Origin of the sequence: Paenibacillus sp. W2I17 (genome assembly GCF_030815985.1) — a bacterium.
Lineage (GTDB): Bacteria > Bacillota > Bacilli > Paenibacillales > Paenibacillaceae > Paenibacillus.
In genome coordinates this window covers 3,123,082-3,133,229 of record NZ_JAUSXM010000001.1, presented here as the reverse complement: position 1 = coordinate 3,133,229, position 10,148 = coordinate 3,123,082, and the positions used below count along the sequence as shown (strand labels likewise).

13 protein-coding genes are annotated in these 10,148 nt (G+C 44.6%); 12 read left to right on the top strand and 1 reads right to left on the bottom strand.

The features are described from left to right. Positions 1-174: 174 nt before the first annotated feature. The gene (locus tag QF041_RS14015; RefSeq protein WP_017690128.1) at positions 175-330 is read left to right on the top strand and encodes a hypothetical protein; all 156 of its coding nucleotides are present in this window, start codon (positions 175-177) and stop codon (positions 328-330) included. A 96-nt stretch (positions 331-426) separates the two neighbouring features. Here the strand turns inward: QF041_RS14015 and QF041_RS14010 are convergent, their stop codons facing one another. Continuing rightward, positions 427-795 (bottom strand): helix-turn-helix domain-containing protein, encoded by a 369-nt coding sequence (locus QF041_RS14010; RefSeq protein WP_017690127.1) that lies wholly within the window; start codon positions 793-795, stop codon positions 427-429. A gap of 378 nt (positions 796-1,173) precedes the next feature. Here QF041_RS14010 and QF041_RS14005 point away from each other — a divergent pair, with 378 nt between their 5' ends. The 11 genes from QF041_RS14005 (at position 1,174) to QF041_RS13955 (ending at position 10,137) form a co-directional block, all read left to right on the top strand. Then, entirely contained in the window at positions 1,174-1,578 is a 405-nt protein-coding gene (locus QF041_RS14005) for a hypothetical protein (protein ID WP_127551237.1), read from the top strand. A gap of 155 nt (positions 1,579-1,733) precedes the next feature. Beyond that, entirely contained in the window at positions 1,734-2,492 is a 759-nt protein-coding gene (locus QF041_RS14000; RefSeq protein WP_105597655.1) for a tyrosine-protein phosphatase, read from the top strand. Positions 2,493-2,530: 38 nt separating this feature from the next. Further along, on the top strand, positions 2,531-3,280 hold the full coding sequence (locus QF041_RS13995) for a YveK family protein (protein ID WP_047841966.1): 750 nt from the start codon (positions 2,531-2,533) through the stop codon (positions 3,278-3,280). After that, the gene (locus QF041_RS13990) at positions 3,261-3,938 is read left to right on the top strand and encodes a CpsD/CapB family tyrosine-protein kinase (RefSeq protein ID WP_091033856.1); all 678 of its coding nucleotides are present in this window, start codon (positions 3,261-3,263) and stop codon (positions 3,936-3,938) included. The genes QF041_RS13995 and QF041_RS13990 overlap by 20 nt, the downstream gene beginning before the upstream one ends. Positions 3,939-4,125: 187 nt before the next feature. Further along, a complete protein-coding gene (gene galU, locus QF041_RS13985; RefSeq protein ID WP_036611572.1) occupies positions 4,126-5,028 on the top strand; it encodes a UTP--glucose-1-phosphate uridylyltransferase GalU in 903 nt (300 codons plus the stop codon). After that, positions 5,025-5,723, top strand: a complete 699-nt coding sequence (locus QF041_RS13980; RefSeq protein ID WP_036668903.1) for a sugar transferase — start codon at positions 5,025-5,027, stop codon at positions 5,721-5,723. The genes galU and QF041_RS13980 overlap by 4 nt, the downstream gene beginning before the upstream one ends. A gap of 34 nt (positions 5,724-5,757) precedes the next feature. Then, complete coding sequence (locus tag QF041_RS13975) at positions 5,758-7,134, top strand: O-antigen ligase family protein (RefSeq protein ID WP_307414608.1); 1,377 nt, start codon at positions 5,758-5,760, stop codon at positions 7,132-7,134. After that, on the top strand, positions 7,131-7,589 hold the full coding sequence (gene pssD, locus QF041_RS13970; RefSeq protein ID WP_036611329.1) for a PssD/Cps14F family polysaccharide biosynthesis glycosyltransferase: 459 nt from the start codon (positions 7,131-7,133) through the stop codon (positions 7,587-7,589). The genes QF041_RS13975 and pssD overlap by 4 nt, the downstream gene beginning before the upstream one ends. Next, positions 7,586-8,065, top strand: a complete 480-nt coding sequence (gene pssE / locus QF041_RS13965) for a PssE/Cps14G family polysaccharide biosynthesis glycosyltransferase (protein ID WP_307414607.1) — start codon at positions 7,586-7,588, stop codon at positions 8,063-8,065. Before pssD ends, pssE begins: the two co-directional genes overlap by 4 nt. Positions 8,066-8,103: 38 nt before the next feature. Then, a complete protein-coding gene (locus QF041_RS13960) occupies positions 8,104-9,171 on the top strand; it encodes a glycosyltransferase family 4 protein (RefSeq protein WP_307414606.1) in 1,068 nt (355 codons plus the stop codon). A 21-nt stretch (positions 9,172-9,192) separates the two neighbouring features. Continuing rightward, entirely contained in the window at positions 9,193-10,137 is a 945-nt protein-coding gene (locus tag QF041_RS13955) for a glycosyltransferase family 2 protein (protein ID WP_307414605.1), read from the top strand. The last annotated feature ends 11 nt before the right edge of the window (positions 10,138-10,148 follow it).

Here is a 10,148-nt window from a genome sequence, read left to right as displayed (position 1 = left end):
AGCAATATGGTTGCCATTCCGGCACCATATTGCTCCTATTTTGCTTTCGACAAAATTAGAACCCCTTCAAAAAACGTTATCGCCATGAGACGACAACATCGAGGAACTTTCTCAAGTATAATAAGGCTAGTTTTGGAGGGCAGGGAAAGTATAAAGATAAGAGAGGTTAGCGGAATGAATATGAAGCATCCAAACAGGGACGATCGTAGGCCGACAGGTAAACAAGTCGAAGCAACCCAGATGGACATCATGAAGGTTTTACTGCAATGCGGAATCGACCCGGAGCGTTGGAACCATTTCGTATCCTCCGTCAACAACAAGCGTCCTTGACACAATAGACAAGCATGGAATGGAAGGGAATTAAGACACAAAAAAAGCCCAGAAGCCAGAGAGTTATCTCTCGGGAACTGGGTCCTCTTTTCGGGTTTAGTCCATACTGCGTTCCATTCGGACAAACGCAATAAAACGACGTGCCTCTTCTTCTGTTAAGGACTTCCCATCAATCATCAGATCGAAGCGTTCCAACACTTCCTTATCCGATAACTCCAAGGTATCAACGAATTCACGTACATCTTCATCCATCACAACATCGCTTTGCTTTGTACGTCCTATAAGATAATCAATAGACACCTCAAAGATGTCAGCAAGTCTCGTTAACACTTCGAAATCCGGTTTACGACGGTTCTTCTCGTAGTGGGAGAGAGCAGCTCTGGTAATATGAATGGAGCTCGCAAGTTCTTCTTGAGTAAGTCCCCGCTGTTCCCGTAATTCAGCAATGCGATTTCCGTAGCTCATAAGCTATTTCCCCCTGAACGACATCAAATATATATTGAAACAATCCTGAGCCAAGTGTTTGATCAGGGCAGCTTTCCTGCAAAAGAGTAACTCCTCATATGTTTCCTCTAACCCATTTCCATTTGTAAATAGGTCTGTCTAAGGACATCTCAAATTGTCGTAAATCAAAAGAACCATGTCCAAATACCGCTTGACATGATACGTATTGTATCGTAAATTGGACGTATGGAGTTACAAAATGTATCATTTGGAATATTTTAAGTATCTCCTTGTTGCCTGGACCATATACCTGTGAGAAGGAAGTGGAGGCAGTCCATGTAGGCTAATCCATTCTAAAGGAATGAAATCATGTATTCAATAATTCAGGAATGGGCTGATATGAAATTAAATGTCCATATGTACATTCAGGAGTTTCATGGGAAAATGGTAGACCGCAAAAGACGCCCTGTTCTGTTACTTGGAATGGACACTCAAGCAATCACCTTCCTGAGCGACCTGAACTTGCCGGTATCATCAGAAATGCTCATTGGTTTGGATGTTGAAGATCAACATGTATGTGTACGACTTCACGCAAGGTTGCAATGGAAACAGCCCTTCGGAGAGCTCACAATGTATCATTCAAACTTGCATATTCAGCACGAACAGAAACTATATATAACTGGACAGTTAAACACAATGCTTACTGAAGTTCAATTTCCCGCGGTTTCCCGTTTTCAGTATGAAAAGGCAACAGAACAAAAGGCTCTGCAGGAACCCTATCATTACATTGATTTCACCATATAATTCCAAGTCGATTCTTAACAATTTCTGAACAAAACATGTACTTAACGCCATTTTACTATATTTCATAGCGTTATGCATTAGTTCTTTAACACCAAAAGCATTTGCGCAATGAATAAAGGGGCGAGGGGGCTCATACTATTTCAGGAAGTTTGGATATGGTTGAAATGCACTGCCACATATTATCCGGCCTAGATGATGGTCCTGTTCGAATGGAGCAGTCCGTTGCAATGGCTGAGAAGGCGGCAGCCTCAGGAATTACCTCCATTATTGCTACTCCGCATCACCTGAACGGGCAATACAACAATGAACCGATGGTGGTCAATCAGGCCGTGAACCTGCTTCATGCAGAACTTCGCAAACGTAACATTCGCCTGGAGATCCGTCCCGGACAGGAGATCAGGGTGCATGACAACCTGATTGGAGACTTATATGCAGGAAAGTGCTGCACACTCGCCGGAAGTCGTTACATGTTGCTGGAACTGCCCTTTGGTCATATTCCCTCACAGTTCCCCAGGATACTGCATGAATTACGAATAGCGGGAATTACCCCTATTATTGCTCATCCGGAACGTAATCGTGTCATTTTGAAGAAGCCAAGGTTGTTGGCTGATTACTTGAGTCAAGGCGGACTATGTCAGCTCACAGCTCAATCTTTCACTGGGCTTTTCGGACGGAAAGTTCGGCAGTGGTGTTTTCATTTTTGCAAAGAAAACGGGTTTCATTTCATTTCATCAGATGCACATGATACGTGCAAAAGGACATTTGCCATAAGTGAAGGAGAGCGGGCCATCGAGCGTCGATTTGGAGCTGAAGCCGTTAAAAGGCTGGCAGAGAATGCGTCGCACATTCTATCGAATTCGTGCCTGGTCACAGAACGCTGGAAACCTCGCAAATGGCTACTGTCCATCTGGTAGTTACATAGGATAGATCACAACGTATAGGAGGAATGAAAGTGGAACTGAAAGGATATTTTCGACTCTTACAAAAGAAACTGTGGTTGATTGTTGCAATTGCTTTGATAGCCGGTGTGGGTGCAGGGGTTAAAAGCATTTTCTTCACCCAGCCCATCTATGAAGCAAGTTCCAAACTGATCGTGAACCAGACCTCTAACGTTCAAGGCCAGGCGATGATGGACTTCAGCATGATTCAAACCAATATCAAACTCATTAACTCTTACAGAGAAATTATTAAATCTTCCGCCATTATGGATAAAGTCGCTACCACGTATCCGGACCTAGGCTTAACCTCTGCTCAGCTCATGAATAGCACCTCCGTCTCTACAGCCAGCGAATCCCAAGTGATGAGCATAACTGTACAAGGGACTACCTACGAAAAAGCCGCAAAAACGGTCAATGCCATCTCCAACGTGTTCCAATCTCAAATCCCCCTAATCATGAAAATCGATAATGTGGCCATCCTCAGTGAAGCAAAAGTGGATAGTAACGCATCTCCAATCAATATGAAAACCACATTAAGCATCATTGTCAGTCTGTTCGCAGGTCTTGTACTCGCGATTGCACTCGTATTCCTGCTGGATTATCTGGATGACACATTCAAATCCGAAGCTGAACTTGAAAAAGAGCTGGGCCTGCCTGTGCTTACAGTGATATCCAAAATGAAAAAAGATGATCTGAAAAATACGAAAAATTACGTATCTCAACAGAAAGTGGGGGATGGCAAATATGTCGCGGCTAACCAATGAAAATAACAGTCTGGTGACCTATTTTAACTCCAAATCTCAAATCTCGGAGGGATACCGTAAATTACGGACGAACATCCAGTTCTCCTCAATCGACAGTCATATCAAAAAAATCATGGTGGCTTCCGCCGAATCCGGCGAAGGCAAGACCACAACCATTAGCAACCTGGCGGTAACCTATGCCCAGGAAGGCAAAAAAGTTCTGCTGATCGATGCGGATCTGCGTAATCCTTCCTTGCACCAGGTGTTTTCCGTACCGAATCATATCGGTCTTAGTAGTGTGCTGTCTAATCAGTACAGTGTGGAAGACGTGCTTAGAGAGAGTTATATCGACAATCTCCAATTGTTCACTTCTGGCCCAATTCCGCCGAACCCTTCCGAGATGATCGGTTCCAACCGGATGAAAAGGCTGATTGAGAAGTTAGAGGATCAATATGATGTCATCATGTTTGATACACCGCCGGTGCTCGCGGTAACGGATGCACTCATTGTGAGTTCGCTGTGTGATGGTGTGCTGCTGGTCGTGAACTCGGGCAAGGTCAAGAAGGAACTGGTGAAGAAAACCAAGGCTGCTCTGGAGCATGTGAATGCACGAATCCTGGGCGCAATCCTGAACAATATCAAAAACGTTGCAGTTCCGGTGGGCTACGGAGAGAAGTAAACCTTCCATCCAATGCTCCCAAGTAAACAGGTAATGTCTACTGCACCTTTATCACTGTAGGCACTCGGTCATGCTGTGGGTTCAATGAACCTTAGACGTTAATCGTCGAAGGTATGACGTGAGGACGGGTTAGATGCCCTGGTTCAACTTTTATCAAACTAAAAAAAAAGAGGATAGGGTGGTATTTATGAAAAAAGTGAGAAAAGCAATCATTCCTGCAGCTGGACTAGGTACACGATTTTTGCCAGCCACAAAAGCGATGCCCAAAGAAATGCTCCCTATTGTGGACAAACCAACTATACAGTATATCGTTGAGGAAGCCATTGCCTCTGGAATCGAAGACATCATCATTGTAACTGGTAAAGGGAAGCGGGCAATTGAAGATCATTTCGACAACGCTTTTGAACTGGAACATAACTTGCTGGAAAAAGGGAAGCTGGGCCTGCTTGAAGAGGTTCGCAAATCCTCTAACGTGGATATCCACTACATAAGACAAAAAGAGGCCAAAGGACTTGGTCATGCTGTCTGGTGTGCACGTAACTTTATCGGTGACGAACCTTTTGCCGTGTTGCTCGGAGATGACATCGTCGTATCGGAAGTGCCATGCACCAAACAATTGATTGATCAATATGATCAGGTTCAACATTCCATTGTTGGCGTACAAACCGTACTTGCTGAACAAACAGACAGATACGGCATTGTGGACCCGCTTCAATCGGATGGCCGTTTGACAGAGGTTCTCAGATTCGTAGAGAAACCTGCCCAAGGCACAGCGCCTTCCAACCTGGCGATTATGGGGAGATACGTACTGAGTCCAGAGATTTTCGAACATCTGGAGCAACAAGAGATTGGTCAAGGGGGAGAGATTCAATTAACAGATGCGATTCAGCGCTTAAATGAGACACAAGGAGTGTATGCTTACGATTTCGAGGGAGTACGTTATGACGTGGGCGAGAAACTGGGATTCATTTTGACAACCATCGACTTCGCTCTGCAAAAACAGGAACTTAGAATTCCAATGCTGCAAGCTCTGCAACAGATTCTGGAAAAAGAGTCGGTAGAACATGTAGCCGGGGGGGAGTTTGAATGAGTCCATCTCCCCAAACGAAGGAAGCGGAGATCGTTATGGACCCAAGTCTGGGGTACAATGCATCAACGATGTCAGGACAAAATGCGGATAAAGTGTATCTATTTATGAAAAGAATGCTCGATTTGCTGGGTTCTTTCATAGGTTTGATCATTTTGTGCCCCTTGTTTGCGGTCATCGGATTACTGATCAAAATCGAGGCCCCGCAGGGGTCTGTTTTTTTTCGTCAGGTACGGGTCGGACAGAATGGAAAAGAGTTTCATATGTACAAATTCAGGTCCATGGTTGCGAATGCAGAAGATCTGCTGGAACAGCTGATTGATCAGAATGAAGTGAACGGGAATATGTTCAAAATGAAAAATGATCCCCGGATTACCCGGATTGGCAAGTTCATTCGGAAAACCAGTCTGGATGAGCTGCCACAGTTGTGGAACGTGTTCAGAGGAGAGATGAGTCTCGTTGGACCCAGACCGGCTCTGCCCAGAGAAGTGAAGAACTACACTTCCTATGACAGACAACGTCTTCAGATGATTCCGGGATGTACGGGATTATGGCAAGTCAGCGGTCGAAATAGTGTTGGTTTTGAAGAAATGGTAGAGCTGGATCTGACGTATGCCCGTGAGCGCAGCATGATGGTGGATATCAAAATTATCTTCAGAACGTTCAAGGTGCTGGTAGGTTCGAAGGATGCGTTTTGAAACACGATTCTGGCTTTGAGGTGGCATAGCAGATATGCAAAAGACCGGTATACTTGCTGCATTGAATATGAAGTCGTTTAATATCATTCTTTTTTCGCTGGTAATTGTCTTCGCAGCAATCTATCTTCCGCTAGTCTCGGTTGTTGCACTCATAGCTGTGATTCTGCTGGGCGTTTATATTAAACAGCCCAGCTGGATTTTTATGATTCTCATCGTAAGTTTTTCATTGTCCATTGATAAAATATTTAGCATTCATCTGGCAGGACTGGATTCGCTGTCCTTCTACAAGCTGGCGATTCTGGGTTTTGTCGTCTCTCTTTTTTTACGCTTTGGTATTCGCAAAGATCTGATATATCCTGCACTGGCGATTGGTTTTTTATTTGTGGAGAGTTATTTTCTATCTGATCTGCCCAGTAAGGTTAGTCCGCTCGATCCATTCAAGGCCTTTCTGGGAGTCATTGTTCCTTTTTTGTTGCTGATGCCCCATTTTTCAAGAGAGATCAGTCAACGAATTATACGTGTACTCGCATGGTTGCCGCTGTTCAGTCTTGCTGGTGGTTATATTCTGCAACTCGCCGGCATATTGTCCATTACTAACCTGGAGATGTCGGGTGTAACCCGGTTACAGGGAGCTAACATCGCCGCGCATCTGGCCATGTTGTGTTTTATCTCCATCTGCGTCTGTCTGATTCAGATCAAGCAAGGCCATCAGGTTGTTCTGTATTACATGCTTACCTTGACACATCTGGTTATTTTGGTCCAGACGGGAACGAGGGGGCCGCTTATTGCGCTTATTCCGATTATTCTGGTCTATCTTTTTGATCAACTGAAAGCCTTCATCAAAGGCAGAGTCAGTGCCATTATTCCTCTCATTCTGTTTGTTGTCGCTGTGGCCTATATGGTGATTGCGCAGTGGGACAATTATGAGATGAGGTCAGAGAGCAAAGGCTTGTCGGGAAGGGATGTAGCATGGAATTATTTTATTGGCAAAGCAAATGAGTATCCGATATTTGGACGTGGACTCGGCTCAACTCTTGTAGCGAATGATGGAAGTATTTTTTCTGGATTCGTCGTTCCGCATAATGAATACATTCGTTTTTATTACGATGGCGGGTTAGTTGGAGCCATCCTGTTGTTTCTATCGCTGCTGCTGGTGTTTCGGGCTGTTTACTTCCGATTGGGCGGCATGATCCGGTTGTATTTTGCCGGTATGATTATCGGTTTCCTGACCTATTCCTTTTTTGACAATACCCTGTCCACGGTTCATCTGATTGCTCCATTCTGTATCTTCCTGAACGCGTTATATGCTACGGGAAATGGAGTTCAATCCAAGTCAGGGGCTGAAGCAGAAGTGGATATACAGATACAGCGAGCCAAGGACGTATCCTTTTCAAAGGAGATTAGAACATGAAGGTCTGTTTGATCAGTTCTACAGGCGGTCATTTTGATGAATTAACCAAAATTATTCCTGCGGTTGAAGAACATGATTATTTCCTGATTACCGAGAAAAATAAAAGCAGAAAAGTAGATTCGGCACAGGGAAAAGTATACTTCTTGATGCAGCAAGAGCGGAAAAATGCGATGTTCTTGCTAATCTTTGTGGCTAATATTATAAAATCATTCTTTCTATATCTGCGTGAGCGCCCAAAGGTGATCATTACAACAGGGGCAGGAGCTACCTATCCTTTTTGCCTCATCGGTAAAATCTTCGGTGCCAAGCTGATTTATATCGAAAGTTATGCCAAAATCTATTCCTCCAGCGCAACCGGGAGATTGATGTACAAAATCTCGGATGAGTTCTTCATCCAATGGGAAACGTTGCAGGATAGCTATCCCAATGCGAAGTACAGGGGGGCTTTATTTTGATATTTGCTATCGTTGGAACGCAGCGCTTTCCCTTCAATCGGATGTTTGAGCTTATTGATGAGGCGATTGAGGCGGGAATTATTGAAGAAGAGGTTGTCGCCCAATCCGGATATACCGAGTATCAGCCGCGAAATTTCACTGTGATTCCTTTCCTCACGCAGGAAGAGATGAATGAATATGTGGAGCGCAGCAGATGCATTATTTCTCATGCGGGTGTGGGCTCCATCACAAATTGTCTTGAACGTGGCAAGCCGGTTATTGTCATTCCACGCCGGAAAGAATGGGGCGAGCATGTGGATGACCATCAGCTTGAGATCTCCAAGGTTTTTCAGGAAAACGGCTATGTGGCCGTCGCGGAGAGTCGGGCTGAATTGCAAAATTTGGTTCCTTGCATAGAGGAGCTGACGTTCCAGCCCTATGTGAGAAAACAGTCTGATTTGATCTCATCCATTAAAAATTACGTGAATAGTCTGTAAGAGGTATGAAGATTAACCATGAAAAAAAGGAGTCTATCATGAAACCAAAAGTATTGGTTGTTGGATCATCCTTGAAGGATATGGGCGGAATTGTGAGTGTCATCAAAAACATTGAGGATTCCTCCATCTCGGAAATGTATGCCATGCAGCGGGTCGAAACGTATATCACGGGCAGCGTGTTCTCACGGCTGCTTATTTTTATAAGGGGATTCATGCAATTCTGGATGAAGCTGTACACGTTCAAGCCGGATATCGTGCATATTCATATGGCAAACAATGGGAGCTTTTATCGGAAGTCTCTATTTCTGCTAACCGCACGAAAGTTGTTTCGAAAGTCAGTCATTCTGCATATTCATGCGGCCAGCTTTGATGATTTCTACAATCAATTTGCTCTGCAGCGCAAGTATTGTCACTACATTCTGAATCAGGCAGATAAGTTGATTGTCTTGTCCCAGACGTGGAAAGAATACTTTGTCACGATTGTGCCGGAGACAGCGATTGAGGTTCTATATAACGGGGTCTTTGTCAAAGAACCGTTTGTGAGAGAACAACAAGCAGCCGTTAATGCTCTCTTCATGGGCAGACTCGGTGAGCGAAAAGGAGTCTACGATCTGCTTCAGTCCATTCAGCAATTGAAGGCGCTAGGCGTTACAGCTACCTTTAATCTGGCAGGGGATGGTGAAGTCGAAGAAGTCAAAGCAATCGTGCAGCAGTATGGAATAGAGGATCGTGTCAATGTACTCGGCTGGATTAACGGAGAGCAAAAGGAAAAGCTGATGCGGGAAGCGGATCTACTGGTCCTGCCTTCTTATCATGAGGGATTACCTATGGCCATACTTGAAGCAATGAATTGTGGCTTGCCCATTATATCGACCACCGTCGGAGGCATCCCCGAAGTGATCACATCCGGTCATAATGGGCTGTTAATCGAGCCGGGAGATGTGCACGGGCTGACATCAGCGCTGGAATATCTCATCAGGGATGAAGAGATTAGAGCAAGAATGGGTTCACATAACAGAGCGATTATATCGGATAAGTTCGATATGAATCTTCTCGTAGGCCGATTGTCAGGAATATATGATGCACTTCAAGTGAAGGTATCCTAGTGAACAGGAAAAGGTGATGAAATGAACCCCTTGGTATCTTGCATCATTACGACCCATAACCGGGCCGAGTTATTGAGAAATGCGTTGAGAAGTGTACGTGAGCAAACACATCCGTATCTGGAGATTTTCATTGTGGATGATGGATCAGAAGATCAGACGCCAGAGATCTGTCAGGCTTGGGCCCGGGAAGATTCACGGATTCGGTACATCCGGGTTCCATATCCCAAAGGAGCCAACCATGCACGGAATGTAGGGATATCCCAAGCCAATGGCAAGTACATTGCCTTCCTGGACGATGATGATGAATGGATGCCTGACAAAATAAAAACCCAGGCGGAAGTGCTGGAACGAACACAGGAATCATTCACCTTTTGCAGCAAGTATCTCGCATACACGAATGAGCAGCATCAGGTCGTCAAACGGAAATTGTCGGTGGAACCTCGCGATGTTATTCGGTATGAGGATCTGCTTACATTCAACTGGATTGGGGAAACGTCCAAAATCATGGTACTTACCTCACTGGCCCGTGAAGTTCGATTCGATGAAAATCTGACATCCGCTCAGGATTATGACTTTTATCTGCGTATATTGAAACGAGGCTACATCGCCGTGAATGTAAAAGAACCGCTGGTGGATATTAACATCCATAGTGGTCCACGAATTTCAACCTCTACAACGGCCAAGTACAAGGGCCAACGCAAGATTATTTTGAAATACTACAATGATATGTCCAAGGAACAGAAGCGCCGTCAGTTACACCATTATCGAATGCTCGAATGGTCGAGAAATACACTTCGTAATAACGTTTATTTGAAAAAAGCATTATCGCTGTATCCTTGGTGGAAAGATTGGGTGCTGCTCAAGCGTAATACCAAAATTATGATGCAAGGATTTCTAATGAGATTTCATGCAAGGCGCGCAGTTGGAACGTATACAGAGGAACCTGTGCGAATGAAACTAAAGTAAGAGGTGCCTGG

Bases quoted from the DNA above. Each gene is read 5' to 3' on its own strand.
- QF041_RS14015 (WP_017690128.1), top strand. From the start codon at position 175: ATGAATATGAAGCATCCAAACAGGGACGATCGTAGGCCGACAGGTAAA.
- QF041_RS14010 (WP_017690127.1), bottom strand. From the start codon at position 795: ATGAGCTACGGAAATCGCATTGCTGAATTACGGGAACAGCGGGGACTT.
- QF041_RS14005 (WP_127551237.1), top strand. From the start codon at position 1,174: ATGAAATTAAATGTCCATATGTACATTCAGGAGTTTCATGGGAAAATG.
- QF041_RS14000 (WP_105597655.1), top strand. From the start codon at position 1,734: ATGGTTGAAATGCACTGCCACATATTATCCGGCCTAGATGATGGTCCT.
- QF041_RS13990 (WP_091033856.1), top strand. From the start codon at position 3,261: ATGTCGCGGCTAACCAATGAAAATAACAGTCTGGTGACCTATTTTAAC.
- galU (WP_036611572.1), top strand. From the start codon at position 4,126: ATGAAAAAAGTGAGAAAAGCAATCATTCCTGCAGCTGGACTAGGTACA.
- QF041_RS13980 (WP_036668903.1), top strand. From the start codon at position 5,025: ATGAGTCCATCTCCCCAAACGAAGGAAGCGGAGATCGTTATGGACCCA.
- QF041_RS13975 (WP_307414608.1), top strand. From the start codon at position 5,758: ATGCAAAAGACCGGTATACTTGCTGCATTGAATATGAAGTCGTTTAAT.
- pssD (WP_036611329.1), top strand. From the start codon at position 7,131: ATGAAGGTCTGTTTGATCAGTTCTACAGGCGGTCATTTTGATGAATTA.
- QF041_RS13960 (WP_307414606.1), top strand. From the start codon at position 8,104: ATGAAACCAAAAGTATTGGTTGTTGGATCATCCTTGAAGGATATGGGC.
- QF041_RS13955 (WP_307414605.1), top strand. From the start codon at position 9,193: ATGAACCCCTTGGTATCTTGCATCATTACGACCCATAACCGGGCCGAG.